The sequence below is a fragment of the Nocardia sp. NPDC050378 genome, from assembly GCF_040655675.1.
GTDB classification, from domain to species: Bacteria; Actinomycetota; Actinomycetes; order Mycobacteriales; family Mycobacteriaceae; genus Nocardia; species Nocardia coubleae.
The window spans coordinates 327,388-347,191 of record NZ_JBFAKI010000006.1 but is presented as its reverse complement, the minus strand read 5'-3'; the positions used below and the strand labels follow the sequence as shown (position 1 = coordinate 347,191).

The 19,804-nt window shown below is 66.9% G+C and carries 19 protein-coding genes; 8 read left to right on the top strand and 11 right to left on the bottom strand.

The genetic code is table 11. From position 1 onward, the window contains the following. Positions 1-17 precede the first annotated feature (17 nt). On the bottom strand, positions 18-866 hold the full coding sequence (locus tag AB0I35_RS16855; protein ID WP_357396900.1) for an amidohydrolase family protein: 849 nt from the start codon (positions 864-866) through the stop codon (positions 18-20). Positions 867-1,211: 345 nt separating this feature from the next. On the opposite strand from AB0I35_RS16855, the gene AB0I35_RS16850 reads away from it, so the two are divergent. After that, on the top strand, positions 1,212-1,682 hold the full coding sequence (locus AB0I35_RS16850; protein WP_357396899.1) for a hypothetical protein: 471 nt from the start codon (positions 1,212-1,214) through the stop codon (positions 1,680-1,682). Between the two features lie 28 nt (positions 1,683-1,710). Here AB0I35_RS16850 and AB0I35_RS16845 read toward each other — a convergent pair whose 3' ends face one another. The 3 genes from AB0I35_RS16845 to AB0I35_RS16835 all read right to left on the bottom strand — a co-directional run bounded on the left by AB0I35_RS16845 (position 1,711) and on the right by AB0I35_RS16835 (position 6,480). Then, positions 1,711-4,056 (bottom strand): LuxR C-terminal-related transcriptional regulator, encoded by a 2,346-nt coding sequence (locus tag AB0I35_RS16845; RefSeq protein WP_357396898.1) that lies wholly within the window; start codon positions 4,054-4,056, stop codon positions 1,711-1,713. 51 nt (positions 4,057-4,107) lie between these two features. After that, positions 4,108-4,914, bottom strand: coding sequence for a TetR/AcrR family transcriptional regulator (locus AB0I35_RS16840; protein WP_357396896.1), 807 nt, complete (start codon positions 4,912-4,914; stop codon positions 4,108-4,110). 210 nt (positions 4,915-5,124) lie between these two features. Then, positions 5,125-6,480: an MFS transporter gene (locus AB0I35_RS16835; protein ID WP_357396895.1), complete on the bottom strand. Its 1,356-nt coding sequence runs from the start codon at positions 6,478-6,480 to the stop codon at positions 5,125-5,127. 228 nt (positions 6,481-6,708) lie between these two features. Between AB0I35_RS16835 and AB0I35_RS16830 the strand changes: the two genes are divergently transcribed. The 7 genes from AB0I35_RS16830 to AB0I35_RS16800 all read left to right on the top strand — a co-directional run bounded on the left by AB0I35_RS16830 (position 6,709) and on the right by AB0I35_RS16800 (position 13,421). Next, a complete protein-coding gene (locus tag AB0I35_RS16830; protein ID WP_357396894.1) occupies positions 6,709-7,161 on the top strand; it encodes a MaoC/PaaZ C-terminal domain-containing protein in 453 nt (150 codons plus the stop codon). Then, positions 7,158-7,607 (top strand): hypothetical protein, encoded by a 450-nt coding sequence (locus tag AB0I35_RS16825; protein WP_357396893.1) that lies wholly within the window; start codon positions 7,158-7,160, stop codon positions 7,605-7,607. The genes AB0I35_RS16830 and AB0I35_RS16825 overlap by 4 nt, the downstream gene beginning before the upstream one ends. Continuing rightward, complete coding sequence (locus tag AB0I35_RS16820) at positions 7,604-8,326, top strand: SDR family oxidoreductase (protein WP_357396892.1); 723 nt, start codon at positions 7,604-7,606, stop codon at positions 8,324-8,326. The genes AB0I35_RS16825 and AB0I35_RS16820 overlap by 4 nt, the downstream gene beginning before the upstream one ends. Beyond that, complete coding sequence (locus AB0I35_RS16815; RefSeq protein ID WP_357396891.1) at positions 8,323-9,471, top strand: acyl-CoA dehydrogenase family protein; 1,149 nt, start codon at positions 8,323-8,325, stop codon at positions 9,469-9,471. The genes AB0I35_RS16820 and AB0I35_RS16815 overlap by 4 nt, the downstream gene beginning before the upstream one ends. Beyond that, positions 9,471-10,487 carry an acyl-CoA dehydrogenase family protein gene (locus AB0I35_RS16810; RefSeq protein ID WP_357396889.1) on the top strand — a complete coding sequence of 339 codons (1,017 nt, stop codon included), beginning with the start codon at positions 9,471-9,473 and terminating at the stop codon, positions 10,485-10,487. The genes AB0I35_RS16815 and AB0I35_RS16810 overlap by 1 nt, the downstream gene beginning before the upstream one ends. Positions 10,488-10,526: 39 nt before the next feature. Continuing rightward, positions 10,527-12,467 (top strand): NAD(P)/FAD-dependent oxidoreductase, encoded by a 1,941-nt coding sequence (locus AB0I35_RS16805; protein WP_357396888.1) that lies wholly within the window; start codon positions 10,527-10,529, stop codon positions 12,465-12,467. A 273-nt stretch (positions 12,468-12,740) separates the two neighbouring features. Further along, on the top strand, positions 12,741-13,421 hold the full coding sequence (locus tag AB0I35_RS16800; protein WP_357396887.1) for an AIM24 family protein: 681 nt from the start codon (positions 12,741-12,743) through the stop codon (positions 13,419-13,421). 16 nt (positions 13,422-13,437) lie between these two features. Here AB0I35_RS16800 and arfB read toward each other — a convergent pair whose 3' ends face one another. From arfB to AB0I35_RS16765, 7 genes are all read right to left on the bottom strand, one after another. After that, positions 13,438-13,866 carry an alternative ribosome rescue aminoacyl-tRNA hydrolase ArfB gene (gene arfB, locus AB0I35_RS16795; protein ID WP_357396885.1) on the bottom strand — a complete coding sequence of 143 codons (429 nt, stop codon included), beginning with the start codon at positions 13,864-13,866 and terminating at the stop codon, positions 13,438-13,440. A 76-nt stretch (positions 13,867-13,942) separates the two neighbouring features. Beyond that, positions 13,943-15,097 (bottom strand): CaiB/BaiF CoA-transferase family protein, encoded by a 1,155-nt coding sequence (locus AB0I35_RS16790; RefSeq protein ID WP_357396884.1) that lies wholly within the window; start codon positions 15,095-15,097, stop codon positions 13,943-13,945. Continuing rightward, positions 15,090-16,256, bottom strand: coding sequence for a CoA transferase (locus tag AB0I35_RS16785; RefSeq protein ID WP_357396882.1), 1,167 nt, complete (start codon positions 16,254-16,256; stop codon positions 15,090-15,092). The genes AB0I35_RS16790 and AB0I35_RS16785 overlap by 8 nt, the downstream gene beginning before the upstream one ends. A gap of 38 nt (positions 16,257-16,294) precedes the next feature. Then, entirely contained in the window at positions 16,295-16,729 is a 435-nt protein-coding gene (locus AB0I35_RS16780; RefSeq protein WP_357396881.1) for an OB-fold domain-containing protein, read from the bottom strand. Positions 16,730-16,747: 18 nt separating this feature from the next. Then, on the bottom strand, positions 16,748-17,953 hold the full coding sequence (locus tag AB0I35_RS16775; RefSeq protein ID WP_357396880.1) for a thiolase family protein: 1,206 nt from the start codon (positions 17,951-17,953) through the stop codon (positions 16,748-16,750). Positions 17,954-17,957: 4 nt separating this feature from the next. After that, positions 17,958-18,461: a MaoC/PaaZ C-terminal domain-containing protein gene (locus tag AB0I35_RS16770; RefSeq protein WP_357396879.1), complete on the bottom strand. Its 504-nt coding sequence runs from the start codon at positions 18,459-18,461 to the stop codon at positions 17,958-17,960. 35 nt (positions 18,462-18,496) lie between these two features. Further along, positions 18,497-19,642 (bottom strand): acyl-CoA dehydrogenase family protein, encoded by a 1,146-nt coding sequence (locus tag AB0I35_RS16765; protein ID WP_357396878.1) that lies wholly within the window; start codon positions 19,640-19,642, stop codon positions 18,497-18,499. Positions 19,643-19,804 lie beyond the last annotated feature (162 nt).

The window sequence follows — 19,804 nt, the reverse complement described above, 5'->3', positions numbered from 1 at the left end:
GTGAGGGTCAGGGCGCGCTACTTGCGCAGGATCAGGTCGAACGGCCGGTTGTAGAGGATGTCCTCGACGACGTCGCGACCGATGGGCAGCGGCATCTCGAGGTCGGCGATGGCGAGGAACTGGTCGGCGGCCTCGCGCGGATCGAACGACGGGAAGTCCGAGCCGAAGACGAGCCGGTCGGTGACGTGGCCTTCGACGGCGAGGCGCAGCCCGTTGTAGAGCTGCCAGGTCTTCACCGGCAGGGTCGAGACATCGGCGAAGACGTTGCGGTTCTTCATCATCAGCTCGACGGTCTCGTTCATCCACGGCTTGCCGAAGTGTGCGACGAGGATGTTGGTGTCGCGGAACTCACGAGCGACCTTGTCGAGCAGCATCGGGTATGCGTACTCGTTGCAGCCGTCGGGTGCGAACACGCTCGCCTGGTGGAACATCAGGAAGATGCCGAGATCCGCGGCCGCGCGGTAGACCTCGTAAGCCTCCTCGCAGTGCGGGTGGAACCCCTGATAGGGCGGCGACAACTTCACCCCGTGCAGCCCGTATTCGGTGACGGCACGGCGCAATTCGGCAGCGGCGCCGGGCTGGGTCGGGTCGACGCTGCCCACGCCGATGGCGTGATCGCGGTTGGCGTCGAGGTATTCGCCGACGTAATCGTTGGGGACCTTCATGCCGATTCTGGCCACCTGCAAACCGAGGACCAGGAACCGCTCCACACCGGAGGCGGCCATCACCCTGGTGTGCTCGTCGAGATCGGCGGCACCGAATCCGGGTCTGCCGACGAGTTCGGTGCCGCGATCGGTCCAGACCGGCCCCAGGTGCTCGGGCAAATAGATGTGGGTGTGCCAATCACTGAACGCGCGTTCGGGCATCAGCGCCGCTCCTGTTCGCAGATGGGGTCAGTTCTCACGATCTCCTCCAAGTCTCGAAATCGGCACGCACCGGCATGTTCGTTTGCTAGTTCCGACTAGTTGGTACCTTGCGGTGACTCAGGGCGCCTTGTCAAGGGTGTACGGCGGTAAGGGCGTGGTTGAAATACATTCCGACCAGGCGGTACATGAACCTCGCCTTGCCCTTTCGCGAAGCGTATCCCCACACCTTGGCAGCGACCGCCGGATTCGTACCGAGATACGTACGATTACGGATGGCATCGTCGTCGGGAGCGCCGAAGATCTGGTGATACCAGCGCAGACCCGCCCATATCAGGAGTGATCGCCATGACGCCAGTGCCCGCCGTGACCCTGTGGCCCGTGGACGAAGGCAGCGAACCCGTGTTCCGCCGCATCGATCACCTGCCCGCCGCGGTCCACCCGTACCCGCTCGACGCCGACAACCTGCGCGACGCTGCGGTGCTGGCAGGCAGGCTGGACGAGGAGGACGACCGCACCCCGATGCCGATCCTGCGTATCGATACCACCCGGCACGCCGTGCTCGACCCGGGCACATATTCGCCGCGACCGATCGAGATCGCGTTTCCCGCCTCGGCGCGCCTGCTCGCCGGGTTGATCGCGGACGCGGTCCGGGTGGGTGTGGCCGCGGGAGCGCTCATCAGAACGGTGGACGACCCGGCCTGCCGACGGCAACTGCTCGACGATGTGACCGACCACCTGCGCCGAGACGGATTCGTCGTCGGGTTCTCGATCGACGGATGGCAGCTGTACGACGAGGCTCTGCTGCGAGTGTCGTGACTCGATCGGCGGCCGGAATTGCGCGCCGTCAGCCTTTGTCGCGGGCGTCGGCGACCCATGCGGCGATCTGAGTGCGGTTTCCGAGACCTAGTTTGGCCATGATGTGGTCGACGTGCTTTTCCACCGTGCGTACCGAGATCACCAGCGAAGAGGCGATCTCGCGATTGGTCAGCCCCCGGGCGACCAACATGCTGATCTCTTGCTCACGTCTGGTCAACGTGTCCTGTGCCGGAACCGGATTCTCACGGTATCGCGGTTGCGCCACACCGACATTCGCTCCGTCGTCGAGCGCGAGTGCGACGGCCGCGTCGGTCGACAGGCTCGCGCCCGCCGCGTACGCGCTGCGGAAACCGCGCTCGCTGGCCCGGCGCCGCATGGTGTCCTCACCGCGGAGATGGAAGGCCCACAGCCGGGGAATGCCGTCCAGCGCCATTCCCACCTTGCGCAACATCGCGTCCGCCGCGCCGAGCAGCCGGGCCGCCCGCTCGGCGTCGTCCTCGGAGGCCACGATCCACGACATCGCCTCCAGGCACACCGCGATGCCGAGCTGATCATCCAATTGCCGCTTGAGCTCAAGGGTTTCGCGCTCCAGCTTCGCCGCCGTCGCCACGTCGCCCTGGCGCAACTTCTCGATGCCGAAGGCCCACAGCGAGAACGACCGCCACCACGACTCGCCGATCCGGGTGGTGATCTCACAGCATCGGCGGTGCCAAGCCGCGGCGCGTTCGCCCTCGCCTGCCAAGCTCAGCGCGAGCCCGACCTCGAACATCGAATGTATCTCGGCGGTGCGATGTCCCAGTTCGGCGAACCGTGCGACCGCTTCCTCCAGCCGCTCGACGGCCAGGGGCAGCTCACCCTGGAACAGCGCGAGCAAGCCCCGGGTCTGGTCGACGAACGCCGACAGCAACGGGTCACCCGTCGTCGACGCGATATCGGCGGCTTCCTCGAGCAGCGGCGAGACGACCTCGTGATCGCCCTGCAGGATGGCCAGCCAGGCGTTGAGCCGCAGGACCCGACCACGCTCGATCGCCGGTTCCGGCCCGGCGGCCGCCAATCGATCGAGCCATTGCCTGGCTTCGGCCAGGAAACCCCTGGCTAGCCAGTAGTTCTCGATGGAGTAGGCCAGGCGCATACCCGCCACCGGGTCGGCGGCGAGACCGGAGTTCAGCGCCGCCCGCAGGTTCGCGTGCTCCCAGCGCAACCGTTCGAGCCACTCCATCTGGCGTGGACCCGACCAATCCGCGTCGGCGCGCTCGGCGAGGGCGACGTACCAGCGGCGGTGGCGGCCTTCGAGTTCGGCGCGCTCCTCCACATCGAGCCGACCCGCGCCGTACTGGCGAATGGTCTCCAGCATCTGGTAGCGCGGTTCCTTGGCTTCCATCACCCTGGTCAGAATCGACTTGTCCACCAGTCCCGCGACCAGGTCGAGCACTTCCTCGCGCTCGATGTCACCACCGGCTCCGACTGCCTCGGCGGCATCGAGCCCGAAGCCGCCGGTGAACACCGACAACCGGCTCCACAGCAATCGTTCGGCGGGTGAGCAGAGCTCGAAAGTCCAGTCGATGCAGGCCCGTAAGGTCTGGTGCCGAGGCGGAGCCGTGCGGCTGCCCTGGGTGAGCAACCGGTAGCGATCGCCCATGCGAGCTGACAGCTCGGCCAGTGGCAACACCCGCAACCGGACGGCCGCCAGCTCGATCGCCAACGGGATGCCGTCCAGCAGCCGGCACAGCTCGACCACCTGTGGTTGCGTGGTCGAGCTGAGGGTGAATCCGGGGACCACACTCGCCGCGCGATCGACGAACAAGCTCACGGCCTCGCTGTCGGCCGCCGCGGCGCTGCGATTCCAGCCGTTCTCGGAATCGGGGACCGACAGCGGCGGCACCGGAACCACCGTCTCACCATCGATATTGAGCGCCTGCCTGCTGGTGGCGAGGATCCGCAGCCGCGGACACGAACGCAGCAGCGCGGCGGCCAGCTCGGCGGCGGCGTCGACCAAGTGTTCGCAGTTGTCGAGCACGATCAGCATCTGCCGATCGCCGAGATATTCGACGAGGGTCTCGAGCTGCCAGCGGGCGGAGGTTTCCCGGATGCCGACCGCCGCGTTGACGGTGTGCCCCAGCAGTGCCTGGTCCTGTAGGTCGGCCAGCGCGACGATCCGGACGCCCTCGTCGAAGGCACGCGATACTTCCCGTGCCAGCTGGAACGCCAGCCGCGTCTTGCCGACGCCGCCGGTGCCGGTCAGCGTCACCAAGCGGGCACGCTCGAAGGATTGCCGCGCGGCCGCGAGCTCACGCCGCCGCCCGATGAAGCGAGTGAGGTCCACCGGCAGATCACCGGCCGCGCCACCGCCGTCCTCCGGAACAGTAACCACCACGCCACCAGCCTCGGCTATCTCGGATCGGCTACGTCGGTCGCGGCCCGGTCGTCATCGCGCATCGACATCATCGGTTTCGAGCAGGCCTTTCAGCAGGATCTCCGCGTAGATGTTGCCGATCTCCTGCGGAGACACCGGCCCGTTCAGGTCGAGCCATACGTGCGTCCAAGCGCCCATGCCGATGATGCCGAACGCCACCAGCCGGGCGGGGGCGAGGTTGCGGAAGACGCCTTCGTTCATGCCGCGCTCGATCACGTCGACGAAGTACTGCTCGAATTCGTCGCGCTTGCGCTGGATCTCGGCGAACACCTCGCCGGAGAGGAACCGCCGCTCCTGCAGGAAGACGGTGATCTCCGATTTGTAGAGCGACATCGGTTCCAGCAGCGCCTCGGCGATCAACCGCCGCAGGGTCTGCTCGGTGGACTGTCCGGTATCGGCCAAGACGTTGCGCGCGCGCCCGAGCTGGTAGTTGATGAACTCGTCGTGCACCCTGCGCAGCAGGTCTTCCTTGCTCTCGAAGTGATGGTAGAAGGCGCCTTTGGTCAGTTCGGCGCCTTCGACGATGCTCTGCACCGACGTCGCGGCATAGCCGTTGTGTTCGAACAAGCGCACCGCGCTCTCGAGCAACGCCCGGCGAGCGCCTTCGGGGTCGCGCACTCGGCGTCCGTCGGTGCGCGCGCTGCTCGCGGAGGTGGTGTTCGCGACCGCCTCGACGAGGCTCTGCACGTCGGCGGCGTCATAGCCCTTCTCCTCGAACAGACGCCGCGCACTCTCGAGCAGTGCTTGGTGATCGCGCTCCGACGGCTTGCGCTTGCGCGAGCCCTGTTTGGCACCGGGTGACTTCGCTTCTCTGGCCACAACGCCTCTCTTCTCAGGCCGGACCACGGTGCTCCGACGCTACCCATGTATACCAACGGGTTGGTAGGTTGATCGACCTTTTGCCCAGCTGGGTCGAAGAATTGCCCCTACTGCCTGCCACAATGCGCGTCGTCCCGTATGCAGCGCTCACGCACCACACCGGTCGGTACGGCAGCCTAACAAAACGAGCGACGACACGTGGCAAATCCCTCAATCGCCGATTCGATACAGGTCGGCTCGCCGCGTCTCCCCCAGCGCCCACACGCAGCCGGCGCTCACCACGCAGCACACCGCGATCATCACCGACACCGCGAGGATCCCCGGGCCGCCCGGTGCGACGAACGTGGCCGCCAGCAGCGGCCCGAGCCCGCCGCCGATCACACCGGCGAACTGGTAGGCCAGTGACACCCCGGTATAGCGCGACGAGGTCGGGAACAACTCGGCGAGCAGCGCTCCCACCGGCCCGAGGACCGCGGCGTTGAGCAGCGTCAGGCCGATCACGTAGGCCGCCAAGATCAGCGGGAACGAACCGGAGGTCACCAGCGGGACGACGGTGAAGGCGTGCACGACGGTGAGCAGGGTGGCTGTGATGTACACCGGCCTGCGACCGATCCGGTCCGACAGGGCAGCGAACAGCGGAATCGTCACCAGCATGCCCGCCGTGGCGATCATGAGGGCATTGAGCATCAGGTGTCGTGGCACGCCGTAGCGCGTGGTGGCGTAGGTGACCAGGAACGAGGTCGCCGTCGCGTAGGCCATGAACGGCCCGGCGTACACACCGATCCCGAGCAGAACCCGCATCGGCCGCTCGCGAAGCAGCGCGACCAGCGGAGCGGGACCGCCCTCGGCCGTCGCGGACTGCTGCTGGGCCACCATCACCGGGCTCTCGACGACTGCCAATCGCACGTACATGCCGATCCCGAGCAGGACAAGGGTCGCGAGGAACGGCAACCGCCAACCCCAGGAAAGGAACTGCTCCTCGCTCAACCCGCCGAGTGCGGCGTAGGCCGCGAACGACAGCAACAGCCCCACCGCCGACCCGGTCTGGGTGGCACTGCCGAACAGCCCACGTGACTTCGACGTCGCGTGTTCCACCGACATCAGCACCGCACCCGCCCACTCGCCGCCGACGGCGACGCCCTGGACGACGCGGAACAGCACAAGCAGGCAGGGCGCGAGCACACCGATCCGGTCCGGTGTCGGCACCAGCCCGATCGCCGCGGTCGCGAGGCCCATCAACGTGAGCGTCCAGATCAGGGTGGACTTGCGCCCGACGCGGTCGCCGAAATACCCGAAGACGATGCCGCCGAGGGGGCGCGCCAGGTAACCGACGGCGAGCGTGCCGAAGGAGGCGATCACGCCGACGGCCGGACTGGCGCCGGCGAAGAACACCGGACCGAAGACCAGGCTGGCCGCAGTGGCGTAGATCAGGAAGTCGTAGTACTCGATCGCGCTGCCGATAGCGCTCGCGGCGTACACCCGCCGACGTCGGCGTGCCAGCTCGTCGTCGGTCGGCGTGGTCGGTACCGGATCGGCCGGTCGTCGACCGGTGGGCAAGGTGTCCATCTGCTGCTCCAGGACTCGAGGGGTGATGCGTCGGCGCACAACCGGGGCCGGCGAATTCGCGGACCTATGTTCCGACTAGTTGGTACCTTGGAGCTATACAGCCGATGTGTCAAGGCTTTGAACTGGTAAATATCAACATTGACGTTCCGACTAGACGGTATTAAGTTGCGTTTCAGGCGGCGAGGTTTCCGCCGCACTTCCTCTCCCGGCATCTTCGAAAGGTTCTCCATGACCGGAATGTGGTTCGACGACGCCGAGCTCGGCATGCGCTTCGACACCGAGCGGCGCACCGTCACCGAGGCCGACATCGTCAATTTCTGTGGTGTCTCCGGCGACTTCCATGCCCTGCACACCGACGCGCAAGCCATGCGAGACAGCCAGTTCGGCGAGCGGATCGCCCACGGCGCGCTCATCCTGTCGATGGTCACCGGCCTGCGCGGGCGGCTGAACATCTTCGGCGACTCGCTGCTGGCGTTCGCCGAGATCCGCGGCTGGCGTTTCCTGCGGCCCGTGTTGATCGGCGACACCATCCGGGCCGCCAACCAGATCATCGAATTGCGTCCGACCTCCAAGCCCGATCGCGGAGTGATGGTGCAGCGCGTCGAGGTCTTCAATCAACACGATGTGGTCGTCCAGGAGGGTGAGATGGTTTCCCTTCTCAAGCGGGCGGTGCCGGCATGAAGGCCAGGGTCATCGATCCCGAACTGACCGAAGCTCTCACGAAACACACTGTGGAACACGGCATTTCGGACGCGCGCCTGGTGTTCGAAGCACGTACCGGGTTGTCCGGCTGGGCAGCGGCCGAGGACGAACTCGCCGAAGCCTTCGAACTCACCAGGGAAGCCGTGCTGGCCGATGCACCGGTCGTGTATGTCGTGCGGGCCGAGGCGATCCTCGGCCGTGGCGCACCGCTGGACGCGGCAGTGGCCACCGGGTTGCTCGGGGGCGCCCGCGCGCTGGCGTTCGAGCGCAGGAAGACCGACTGCTATGTGAGCGTGCTCGCCGTCGGCGCGGGCATCGAACCGACAACCGTGGCCGAGTCGATCGAGCTGCTGGTCGCCACCCGCGGCGCCAACGGCCAGATCTTCCCGCTCGGCACCGACCATCTGGGAGCGGCACTGCCATGACCATCGCACTCGTCACCGGCGCCGCGCGCGGCATCGGCGCCGCCATCGCGCACCGGCTCGCCGCCACCGGCCATCGGCTAGTCCTGGTCGACATCGATCCCGCGGTACGCGACAGCGCCGCAGCCCTGGGCGCGGTGGCCATCGAGGCCGACATCGCCACCGACCCGGGTCGCGCGGCGATCCGCGACGCCGTCCACGCCACCGGCGAACCGCTCGCCGTGCTGGTCAACAATGCCGGGATCACCCGCGACGCGCTCGTCGCGGACCTGACCGAGGACATGTTCCGGCAGGTCACCCGCATCAACCTGGGCGCGACTTACGAACTCACCAGTGCGCTGGCCGAGGACATGGCCGACGACGGCGCGGTGGTGAACATCGGCTCACGCGCACACCTCGGCAATGTCGGCCAGTTCAACTACGCGGTGTCCAAGGCTGGAATCGTCGGTCTCACAAGATCTCTCGCTCTCGCCTACGCCCCGCGCCTGCGCGTCAACGCCGTCGCGCCCGGCTTCGTCGCCACCGATATGACCGATGCGATGCCCGAACGCGTACGCGACCGCATCGTGTCGCGCATTCCGCTGCGCAGGCCGGGACAACCCGACGACATCGCGAGTGCGGTCGTCTGGCTCGCCTCCCCCGATGCGCGTTACGTGACCGGCCAGCTCCTCTACTCCTGCGGTGGGCGCAGCTACGGGTCGACGGAAGGAACGAGAACATGACCATCCCCCGACTGGTGCCGGCGGTCACGCAGGATCCGCACGCCACCGACGAGTTGCGCACCGAGGTCCGCGCCTTCCTCGCCGAACAACGCGCACGGGACACCTTTCGTGCCGCGGTCGACACGTGGTTGACCGGCTGGGACGAGGACTTCACCCGCGCACTCGCCGCCCGCGGCTGGCTCGGCATGACCGTCCCCACCGAATACGGCGGCCACGGGCGCACTTTCGTCGAACGCTTCGCCGTCACCGAGGAGCTGCTCGCCGCGGGCGCTCCCGTGGCCGCGCATTGGATCGCCGACCGGCAGATCGTGCCCTCCTTGCTGAATTACGGCAGCGAACCCCAGAAGCACCGGTTCCTGCCCGCGATCGCTCGGGGCGAGTGCTTCTTCGCCATCGGGATGAGCGAACCGGATTCCGGCTCGGATCTGGCCAGTGTGTCGACGAAAGCTGTTCGGGTGGACGGTGGTTGGTCGATCACCGGCGCGAAGGTATGGACCTCCGGGGCGCACCGGGCCGATGCGTTCATCTGCCTGGCCCGCACCGCTCCGGTCGATCCGGCCCACCGGCACGACGGGCTGAGCCAATTCCTCGTCGACCTGCGCGCGCCCGGTGTCGATATCCGGCCGATCATCTCGATGAACGGCGAGCACCATTTCAACGAAGTGCTGCTCGACGAGGTGTTCGTCGCCGACGACATGGTCTTCGGCGTCATCGGAAACGGCTGGCAGCAGGTCACTTCCGAGCTCGGCTTCGAACGCAGCGGCCCCGAACGCTTCCTCTCGACCTTCGCGCTGCTCGCCGAAACCGCCGAACAGATGGCGGCGGGCACGCTGCCACGCCACACCGACCTCGGGCGGCTCACCGCCCGGGTCGTGGCACTGCATCAGATGTCGAGCGCTGTGGCCGGGGCACTCGAACGCGCAGAATCGGGCGCCGATACCGCTGCCGCCGTGGTCAAGGTACTCGGAACGACCACCGAGGGCGACATCGCGGATTTCGCCGATCTGCTGGCCGACGAGGACTCCCCCGCGCACTACCGCGCACTCGTCGACCATGCCGTCGTCCAACGTCCCGGTTTCACACTCCGGGGCGGCACCAACGAAGTTCTGCGCGGTGTGATCGCGCGGGGATTGGGGATGCGCTGATGAACGCCGTCGACCGCGACCTCACCGACATGATGTCGGCGGTGTTCGCCCGATACCGCGAGCAGCACCCGCCGGAAAAGGTCGCCACCTGGGACGACGAGCTGTGGTCCGGGCTCGCCGACCTCGGCCTGACCCGGCTGACCGGCAGCGCGGCGACGGGCGGCAGCGGTGCGGGGTGGGCGGAGGCGGCGGAGCTGTTGCGCGCCGCGGCGACCCACGGCGTGCGTGTCCCCCTCGCCGAGCACGATCTGCTCGCCTGCCGGTTGCTCGAGGACGCCGAACTCCCCGTCACCGACGAACGACGCACCGTCTGCCTGCTCGATCACACCGGCGCGGCCCGCGGGGTGCCGTGGGCCGCGGAAGCCGACCGAGTGGTGACCGTGTGGCGGGGTGACACCACCTACCTCGTCGCCGATGTCGCCACGGCGGAACTGCGGATCACCGGCGGCGTCAATACCGCGGGCGAGCCGCGCGACGCCGTGACCGTCGACCGCGACCACCTCACCGGTATCGCGGTGTCCGACACCGTGATCGAGCGCCTGTGGTTGCGCGGCGCGCTCGCCCGCGGGTTGCAGGTGTGCGCGGCGCTGGATCGCATCCTCGACATGTCGGTCGCCCATGCGAGCGAGCGCGTCCAATTCGGCCGTCCGCTCACGAAGTTCCAGGCCGTGCAAACCCTCGTCGCCGATATCGCCGCGCAGGCGTCGCTGGCCAGGGCCGCGACCGAGGCCGCCCTCGCCGCGGCAGTCCGCACCGACTGGCAGGGAGACGAACTGGATTTCCTTGTCGCGGTTGCTCGTTCGTGCGCGGGCCACGCCACCTCGGTGGTGGTGCGCAACGCCCATCAGGTGCACGGCGCGATGGGCACGACGCTCGAACATCGGCTGCACGAGTTCACCGGCGCGGCGCTCGCGTGGCGCTCGGAGTTCGGCTCGGTCAGCTCCTGGGACGACAAGCTCACCACGGCCGCGCTCGCGGCGAGCCGCGACGGACTCTGGCCGCTGATCACCACCTGATCCACCGCGGCGCCGCACTCACTCACGAAGGACGTTCCGATGACCGAACCGAACCCGCTCGACCTACGCACCGAAGATCTCGACGACCGCCTCGAGCAGAAGCTCACCGCGGGCAATATCCCGAGTCTTGTCGCGATGCTCTACCAGCTGACCGGCGACGAGCGCTGGCTCGCCGACCCCTACCGCCCGCGTCGCGCACCCCAGATCGACAACAACGACGACGGCGGACTCGCGCCCGAGATCCGCGCGCAGATCTACGCGGCGGCGGCAACCGCGGTCCGGGCGTGGGCGGCAGGTCGGCCTCCTGCCGTGCCCGCACCGACGGGAGACCTACTGCTGCAATTGATGTCGCTGGTCGCGGGCGAGCCCGTCCACGGCGACTTCGAACCGATGATGGCCGACGAACTCGGCTTCCGACCGCACGTGCCGCGTGCCCCGCATACGGTGAAGCGGCCGATGCGGGTGGCGATCATCGGCGCGGGCGTATCCGGCCTGCTCGCCGCCCGGGCGATGGATCTGGCCGGTGTCGATCACGTGGTGTTGGAGAAGAACGACGATGTCGGCGGCACCTGGCTGGAAAACCACTACCCCGGTTGCGGCGTCGATACACCGAGCCAGCTCTACTCCTTCTCGTTCTATCACCGCGACTGGTCCCAGCATTTCGGCAAGCGCGACGAGGTCGAGACCTACCTGCGGGAGATGGCGGCCGAGTGCGTCGACCGTTCGGTGATCCGCTTCGGGCACGAGGTCACCGAGGCCGAGTGGGACGAGGACGAACGATGCTGGCAGTTGCGGGTCACCGAGCCCGGCGGCGACAGCGTCACCGTCGTCGCCGATGTGGTGATCACCGCGACCGGTCAGCTGAATCGGCCCAAGCTGCCCGAGGTGGCGGGCGCCGAGAACTTCGGTGGGCTGCTGTTCCATTCGGCGCGCTGGCCGGAAGACCTCGATCTGACCGGGCGGCGGGTCAGCGTCGTCGGATCCGGTGCCACCGCCATGCAGATCGTCCCGGCCATCGTCGGCGACGTCGAATCGCTGACGGTGTACCAACGTTCGCCGCACTGGATCGCCCCGAGCAACGACTACTTCCGGAACATCGACAGCGACATCCACTGGCTCAACCGGCATCTGCCGTTCTATCGCCGCTGGAACCGCTTCCGGCTGGCCTGGACCTTCAACGACCGGGTGCACCCCTCACTGCACGTCGACCCCGAGTGGGACGGCGGCGGACACTCGATCAACCGGACAAACGACCGGCACCGGCAGTACTTCACCCGGTACCTCACCGAACAGCTCGACGGCCGACCAGATCTCGTCGCCAAGACGCTGCCCGACTACCCGCCGTACGGGAAGCGGATGCTGCTGGACAACGGCTGGTTCGCCGCACTGCGCGAACCGCACGTGGAGCTCGTCACCGATGGTATCGCCGAGCTGACCGTTACCGGGGTGCGGGCGGCCGACGGGACAGAACGTCCGGCCGACATCGTCGTCATGGCAACAGGTTTCGAAGCGCGGCGCCCGCTGTACCCGATCACCGTACGCGGTCGCGACGGTCGTCTCCTGCACGAGATCTGGGGCGAGGAAGATGCGCGGGCCTACCTCGGCGTCACTACGCCGGGATTCCCGAATCTCTTCCTGACCTACGGCCCGAACAGCAACATCGGTCACGGCGGCAGCTTCATCACGATCGCGGAATGCCAGGTGCGTTATATCGCCGATCTGGTGTGCACAATGATCGAACGCGACCTGGCCACCGTTGAATGCAAGCAGGAGGTGCACGACCGGTACAACCGGGAACTCGACCAGGCCCACGCCAGGATGATCTGGAGCTACGGAGGCATGCGCAGCTGGTACCGCAACGCGGCGGGCCGTGTGGTCACCAATATGCCCTGGCGAGTCGCCGACTACTGGCGGATGACACATCAGGTAGAGCTCGCCGATTTCCACACCGAAGGCGCGGTGGCCGAGGCTCGCCACTGAACCCCCGTGCCGAAAACGAAAAGGGCTGGGCGGAAATCCGCCCAGCCCCTTCCGTCGGACCGCCGGAGTCGGACGGACCCACGATGGATATCTCGGCGTCGATGTCTACAACGACAGGACTCCCGCTTCCGAGATCAGCGGCCTCGAACTCACCCGCTCGGATCGATTGCCTTGCGGTGGGCGCCGATCCGTGGGCTCGGTATCGTGAGGCAGGCGCTCGGCCCGAGGGTTCGAACAGGCGCCGACCGCGAGAGCTCAGGAGCACCGACGCGCATGCGTAGCGACATCTTCCACGCGAACAATACTGCCCAGCAGGCGACCCAACTCGGCATCACACTGCAGCACGCCAAGTGTGTGAAGGCGTGCGTCGACGGCGAGATATACGCCCGTCAAGGCGCCATGATCGGCTACCGCGGGCAATTCGCGTTCGAGGTCAAGAGCCAAGGACTCGGCAACCTGGTCAAGCGATTCGCCACGGGCGAGGGGGTGCCGCTGATGACCTGCCGAGGGCGGGGCGAGGTCTGGTTCGCCCACCATGCGTCGAATTGCTTTCTCATCGACCTCGATCCCGGAGATTCGCTCTCGATCAACGGCAAACATATCCTCGCCTACGAGCCCAGCCTCGGCTACGACATCCAGATGGTCTCCAGCGCAGGCGCTTTCGTCGGCGGCGGCCTGTTCAACTGTGTCTTCCAGGGACAGGGCCGACTGGCGATCACAAGTCACGGTCAGCCGCTTGTCATCCCCGTCAGCCCCCAGCAACCGGTGTTCGCTGATTCGGATGCACTGATCGGCTGGTCCTCGAGCCTGCAGACATCCCTCGTGCGCACCCAGAGCTTCGGATCGATGTTGCGCGGCGGCTCCGGCGAGGTGGCACAGGTGCGATTCCTCGGCGCGGGGTTCGTCATTCTCCAACCCTCGGAGTTCAACTTCGGGGCGACAGGCTCGAAGTAGCCATGCTGCGCGTCGGCTAGTCGTCGGGGGAGGCGCGGCGATTGCGCTTCACGACGCCGCGCCGCTTCTTCGCCGAGATTCGACGCTCCTTCGCTCCGCGCGACGGTTTGGTGGCGCGGCGGACAGGTGGCGGGGCGGCAGCGGCGTCACGCAACAACATGGCCAGACGTTCGCGAGCAGCCGCGCGGTTCTGCAGCTGTGCGCGTTGCTCCGAGGCGGCGATCGTGAGCACTCCGTCGACCAGACGAGTTGCCAGCCGGTCGAGCATCCGGGTGCGCAGCCACTCGGGCACCGACGGCGACTCGGCCAAGTCGAACGACAGCTCCACCCGGCTGTCGGTCGTGTTGACGTGCTGGCCTCCCGGACCGGACGACCGTGAGAACCGCTCGCGCAATTCGGACGCAGGTATCACCAGCGCCCGGGTCACGATCAGGTCCTCTGCCATGGTCCGACGATTACATCATCAGACATGAACGAGCGGCGCAGCGGACGACCTCACCGCACCCTCTCGGCCCCAACCATCAACCGATGGCGCCCTGATCGCGCAAGGCTGTGAGTTCGTCCCGGGTAAAGCCCCAGTCCCCCAGCACCTCGTCGGTGTGTTCTCCGGGTTCGGCCGGCGGTCGCTGGACCGCGCCGGGTGTGCGGCTGAAACGTGGTGCGGGAGCGGGCTGGACCACTCCCCCGACATCGACGAAGGTGCCGCGGGCCCGCAGGTGTGGGTTGCTCGGTGCCTCGGTGAGCGAGAGGACCGGAGTCAGACACGCCTCCTGGCCGGCTGCGAGGGCACACCAGTCGTCGCGGGTCCTGGTGCGGAACACGGCAGCGAACCGCTCCCGCATCGCGGGCCACTGCGATTTGTCGTGCTGGTCGGGCATTTCCGTTTCGTCGATGCCCGTGATCCGCAGCAGATTGCGCCAGAAGCGGGATTCGTTGGCGCCCACACTGATCCAGCCGCCATCGGCGGTTTCGTAGACGTTGTACCAAGGTGCGCCCGAGTCGAGCCGGTTCACGCCGCGCTCGTCGCTCCAGTAACCCGCGGCGAACAGGCCGTAGAACAGCGTCATCAGCGAGGCCGATCCGTCGACCATGGCGGCGTCGACCACCTGGCCTCGGCCGGAAGTTCGACTTTCCAGCAGCGCGGAGACCACCCCCAGCGCCAGATACAGTGACCCACCGCCGAAGTCGCCCGCCAGGTTGAGCGGGATGGCGGGCGGTTCACCCGCACGGCCCACCGAATGCAGCACCCCGGTCAGCGAGATGTAGTTGACGTCGTGGCCGGGGTCGTGCGCGAGTGGCCCGTGCTGGCCCCACCCGGTCATCCGGCCGTACACCAGCGCCGGATTCACGGCCATACACTCATCGGGGCCGAGGCCGAGTTTCTCCGCGACCCCTGGCCGAAATCCCTCGAGCACCACATGGGCCTCGCCGACGAGTCGCAGCACCGCTTCGACCGCCGCGGGCTTCTTCAGGTCGAAGACCGCACTGCGCCTGCCCCGGTTGAGCAGGTTGAACTTCGCGTCGATCGGTGCGCCGCCGTCGTAACCCGGCGGGCGGTCCAACCGGATGATGTCGGCGCCCAGATCCGACAGCAGCATCGCGGCGAACGGTGTCGGTCCGACCCCGCCCAGTTCGACGATGCGAATGCCCGTCAGCGGGCCACTGCCGTCAGTCATCGCCGATTTCGTTGCTGTGGTGTCCGAGAACGGCACGCAGCTCGTCGTCGGCGCCACCGACATCCTGAGCGGCGGGCATCGGTGACGGTCGTTTGCCATCGAACGACAGTGGCAGTCCGACGACCCCGATCTCGTCCTCGTCAGGGGCACCGATGATACCGAGGGCCTTGGTCTGCTCGTGGGCAACCATTTCGGCGGTCGTCTGCACCGGTGCGACCGGAACACCGAAGTCCTGCAACTGTTTCTGCCAGTGTCCACGCGGGTGCGCTGCCAATCGCTCGCCGATCAGGCGATCGATCTCCGCCCGGTTGGCCAGGCGACCCGCGTTGGTGGCGAAGCGGTCGTCGCTCGCCCACTCGGGCCGGTCCAGCGCCTGGCTCAGACGTGCGAACAGCCCGTCGTTGCCGCAGCTGATGATCAGATCACCGTCGGCTGCCGAGTACGCGCGGTGCGGGACGATGAACGCGACGCCCGAGCCGTGCCGTTCACCCGGCGCGCCGTCGGCGTTGTAGCCCGCGACGCCGATCGACATCCACGCGATCGCCGTTTCCAGCAGCGACGCGTTCACCGCGGCACCGTCCAGTTTGGACCGGCGTCGATGCAGCGCCGCGAGGATACCGATGGCCGCCCACATGCCGGTGCCGAAGTCGATGATCGACACTCCCGCGCGGACCGGTGGGCCGTCGTGTTCGCCGGTGATGCTCATGATGCCGGAGAACGCCTGCATGAGCGGGTCGTAGCCGGGCAGGCTGTTCATCGGCCCGGTGTGCCCGAACGCACCGACCTCGCAGTGCACGAGTTCGGGCTTGGTGATCCGCAGGCTCTCCGCGTCCAGGCCGTACTTCGCCGCGGAGCCGGGTCGCAGATTGTGCAGGAACACGTCGGCGCGTTCGGCGATCAACTGGTGCAGCAGCGCCAGCTGGTCGCGGTCCTTGATGTCGATCCTGATGGACCGTTTGCCGCGGTTGAGCGCGTGGAACGCCGCGCCGCTGCCCTTCCACATGCTCGGTCCCCAGCCGCGCGACGAATCGCCGCTCGGCCGTTCGACTTTCCACACCTCGGCGCCGAGTTCGGCCAGGATCTTGCCGGTGAACGGTGCCGAGGCGCTGTCGCCGAGTTCGACCACGACGATTCCTGCCAGCGGAAGTTCGTTCTGCATCGACTGCTCCTGCCCTGGTCGTGATCGGTCGTGTGCTGTCATCGTGCACCGCTTCCCGTGGACGCCGCGGTGAAGACCGGAATGGTCTGTGCCCCACGTTCGACGAACCGGACGGTGACGTCCTGGTCGATCGCGACGGTCTCGGGGTCGCCTTCGATCTGGGCGAAGAGCATGTAACCCTCCGCCATCCGCACGAACCCGACGGTATACGGCGTGATCGACGCCCACACCGGGGTCGGGCCGCGCATCACCGTGCTGAAGGAGTAGACCGTCCCGCGCCCGGCCGACTCCTCCCAGTTCAGTGCGGACGATGAGCAGTAGGGGCAATACGAGTGCGCGGGCCAGACGGCTTCGGCGCAGTCGGCGCAGCGTTGAAAGGTCAGGCGCTGCTCGTGCAGCGCCGCCCAGTACGGTGCGGCATCGAGCAGCTGGTACGGCTGTGGCCAGTCGTTGGGTGCGGTGGTCTCGCTCATGATGTTCTCCGATTCCGCTCAGGCCGCCAGTACGAGGACACTGCCCGCCGCCAACATGCCGCCCGCACCTTGCACCAACGCGGTCTCCGGCTTGCGGGTCGGCGCCAGCCCCAGCGCCTGCCCGCGCAGCTGGCGCACGGTCTCGATGAGGGTGTCCATATTGCAGGAGATGCCGGGCTGGCCGAAGGACAGCCAGCCGCCGTTCGTGTCGGTCGGCAGGTCGCCGTCGACACCGGTGCGACCTTCGCGATAGACGTCGATGCCCCGGCCCTTCTTCGCGAAGCCCAAGTCCTCCATGACGATCGGGCCCATGTGTGCGAAGTTCACCGACATCTGCACCATGTCGATATCGGAGGGACCGAGTCCGGCCATCGCGTAGGCCTGCCGTGCCGCCTCGATGGTGGCGGTATGGGTGAGGTTGGGCAGGGTGCCGAAGTCGGCGAACTTGCAACTTCGCATGTTCATCCGGTCCGACAGGTATTCGTGAGTGGTGGCCGATCCGTACCCGTGCAGGTAGACGGCCTTCTGGTGGGCACGCACATTGTCGGGCGCGGTGACGACCAGCGCACCGCCGGTACCACCACCCCAGGTGGAACACATCCACCGCCGCAACGGCGTCGCCACATACGGCGAGGCGAGCACGGTGGCGACATCGATCTCACCGTGTTTGGCCTTCGCCGCGTGCGGATGGTGGGCGCCCCAGCGCTGATTGGCGACGGCCACCTCGGCCAGATCGGCTTCGGTGATGCCGAATTCGTGGAAGTACCGGCGGGCGGCCTGGGCGTAGAGGGACGGGATCGTCGGTCCGTACATCACTTCGAACTGCGGATCCGCGTCGGCCTCCGCGCCCATGGCCACCGCGTCGACGAACAACTCCGTCGCATCGCTCTGCAGGCACAGCACATACTCCGCCTTGCCCGCGGCGATCATCTGCGAGGCCTGGGCCAGCGTAGCGGTGAGGCCGGCGCCGTGCAGGGTGAGTTCGCTGGTGAAGGTCAGCGGCATCTGCATGTGCGAGGCGAAGATGTTGTTCCACTGCGAACGCTTGTCGGCCCACGGCGAACGACCGGTGAACAGCGCGTCCACCTGGTTCTTCGTGATCCCCGCGTCGGCGAGCGCGGCCACGGTTGCCTCGACGGCCAGCTGCAGGGGGTCCTTGCGATCAGCGCGCGTGGCATAGGCATCGCCCATACCGACGATCGCTGCGACGGGTTGTGCGGTCATGGGATCAGCCCCGCACCTTTTCGGTCGGCAGCGAAGCGCCGACGAGGGCGTCGAGGTCGTCACGCTTGCGCAGCATGAGCAGGCTCCACTCGCTGCGCTGGACCACGTCGCCGTGCTGGTTGAGCGCCTTCATCAGGAAGGTGATGACGCCGAACTTCTCGTCCTTGTCCTTCTTGGCGATCACCTCGGCGGTGACGTAGATGGTGTCGTTGATCAGTACCGGCTTGAGGTAGCGCAGGTTGTCGATGCCGTAGTTCGCCTGGATCGACGGACCGAACTGGATCAGGCCGGTCATCAGCGAGTAGGTCAGCGAACCCTGGACCAAACGCTCACCGAAGCGGGTCTGCGCGGCGTAGTGGACGTTGGAGTGGATCTCGATCCAGTTGCCGGTCAGCGCACAGTAATTCACCACGTCGGCTTCGGTGATGGTGCGTCCGCCGGAGCGGAAGACGGTACCGACCTCGATCTCGTCGAGCGGCATGTCGATGCGGTTGTTGATGGTTGCCATCGAAGTTCTCCTGAGAATGCTTGTGGGAGTGTGGGTTACAGGCGCATCGACTTGGCGATGATGGTGCGCTGGATCTGGGAGGTGCCGCCGCCGATGGTGGACTGCACGCTTTCACGCAGGTACCGCTCCATGTCGGCCTCGGGCAGGTTGGCGTAGCCACCGAGGATCTGCATGCCGTCGAGGGCGCACTGCTTGAGCGTCTCGGAGCCGTAGAGCTTGGCCATCGAGGTCTCGCGGGCGGCGGGCAGACCGGCGGCCTTCATCTTGGCGGCGCGGTAGCAGAGCAGGCGCGCGGCGTCGACACGGGTCTGGTTCTCGGCGAGCATGTGCTTGAGCACCTGGAACTCGTAGATCGGCTTGCCGAACTGGATCCGCTCGTGGGCGTACTTGTTGGCGGCTTTGACCGCCTCCTGAGCATTGCCCACGTAGGCCGCGGCGACGGCGCAGCGTTCGAGTTCGAGGTGGTCGGTGATGATCTTCCAGCCCTGACCGACCTGGCCGAGTAGCGCATCGGCGGGCACGCGGACCTCGTCGAGGAAGATCTCGGTGGTGCCGGTGGCGTGGCGCGACAGCGTCGGCAGCTTGCGGATGTCCAGGCCGGGAGTGTCGTTGGGGATCAACAGAACCGACAGCCCACCGTGCTTGTCGTCGGCGTCGGTGCGCACCAGCATCGCGATGACGGTGTCCTTGGCCGCGGCACCCGAGCACCACAGCTTCTGACCGGTGACGATCCAGTCGCCGTTCTCGTCACGACGCGCGCGGGTCTTGGTATTGGAGGCGTCGGAGCCTGCGTCGGGCTCGGAGATCGACACCGAGAAGCGGATCTGCCCGTCGATGAACGGCTTGACGTAGCGTGCCTTCTGCTCGTCGGTACCGTACTTCAGGATGTTCATCGCGGTGAAGGTGGGAACGAGCACCGAGCAGGCGAAATCGAACCCGAACTTGCCGAGCCCCTCGGCCATCAGCGAGTAGTCGAAGATGTCGCCGCCGGAGCCGCCGTCGGCCTCGTCGATGAGGATGCCGAGCCAACCCTGGGCGGCGATCTTCTCGTACGCCTCGTAGGGGTACTCCCGGCCGCTGTCGCACTTGCGTACATATTCCACCGTGATTTCGTTGTCCATGAACTTGTTCACGGTATCGAGCCAATCGGCCTGCGCCTCGTCCAGGAAGTTCGAATTCATTCTCTGTACTCCGTATGCGATGAGTTCGGATAAATTGTGCGCCGATCCGTACGTTAATTCCACTCGCCCGATGCGCCAAGTGATGATCTTCGAATTACCTGTTCGGCAGCTGCGAATCCCTTGCGCACGCCCTCCTGAACCAGCAGGTGAGCAACCCTTTTC

Bases quoted from the DNA above. Each gene is read 5' to 3' on its own strand.
- AB0I35_RS16805 (WP_357396888.1), top strand. From the start codon at position 10,527: ATGACCGAACCGAACCCGCTCGACCTACGCACCGAAGATCTCGACGAC.
- AB0I35_RS16780 (WP_357396881.1), bottom strand. From the start codon at position 16,729: ATGAGCGAGACCACCGCACCCAACGACTGGCCACAGCCGTACCAGCTG.
- AB0I35_RS16815 (WP_357396891.1), top strand. From the start codon at position 8,323: ATGACCATCCCCCGACTGGTGCCGGCGGTCACGCAGGATCCGCACGCC.
- AB0I35_RS16825 (WP_357396893.1), top strand. From the start codon at position 7,158: ATGAAGGCCAGGGTCATCGATCCCGAACTGACCGAAGCTCTCACGAAA.
- AB0I35_RS16855 (WP_357396900.1), bottom strand. From the start codon at position 866: ATGCCCGAACGCGCGTTCAGTGATTGGCACACCCACATCTATTTGCCC.
- AB0I35_RS16790 (WP_357396884.1), bottom strand. From the start codon at position 15,097: ATGACTGACGGCAGTGGCCCGCTGACGGGCATTCGCATCGTCGAACTG.
- AB0I35_RS16785 (WP_357396882.1), bottom strand. From the start codon at position 16,256: ATGCAGAACGAACTTCCGCTGGCAGGAATCGTCGTGGTCGAACTCGGC.
- AB0I35_RS16820 (WP_357396892.1), top strand. From the start codon at position 7,604: ATGACCATCGCACTCGTCACCGGCGCCGCGCGCGGCATCGGCGCCGCC.
- AB0I35_RS16850 (WP_357396899.1), top strand. From the start codon at position 1,212: ATGACGCCAGTGCCCGCCGTGACCCTGTGGCCCGTGGACGAAGGCAGC.
- AB0I35_RS16830 (WP_357396894.1), top strand. From the start codon at position 6,709: ATGACCGGAATGTGGTTCGACGACGCCGAGCTCGGCATGCGCTTCGAC.
- AB0I35_RS16810 (WP_357396889.1), top strand. From the start codon at position 9,471: ATGAACGCCGTCGACCGCGACCTCACCGACATGATGTCGGCGGTGTTC.
- AB0I35_RS16800 (WP_357396887.1), top strand. From the start codon at position 12,741: ATGCGTAGCGACATCTTCCACGCGAACAATACTGCCCAGCAGGCGACC.
- AB0I35_RS16835 (WP_357396895.1), bottom strand. From the start codon at position 6,480: ATGGACACCTTGCCCACCGGTCGACGACCGGCCGATCCGGTACCGACC.
- arfB (WP_357396885.1), bottom strand. From the start codon at position 13,866: ATGGCAGAGGACCTGATCGTGACCCGGGCGCTGGTGATACCTGCGTCC.
- AB0I35_RS16770 (WP_357396879.1), bottom strand. From the start codon at position 18,461: ATGGCAACCATCAACAACCGCATCGACATGCCGCTCGACGAGATCGAG.
- AB0I35_RS16765 (WP_357396878.1), bottom strand. From the start codon at position 19,642: ATGAATTCGAACTTCCTGGACGAGGCGCAGGCCGATTGGCTCGATACC.
- AB0I35_RS16775 (WP_357396880.1), bottom strand. From the start codon at position 17,953: ATGACCGCACAACCCGTCGCAGCGATCGTCGGTATGGGCGATGCCTAT.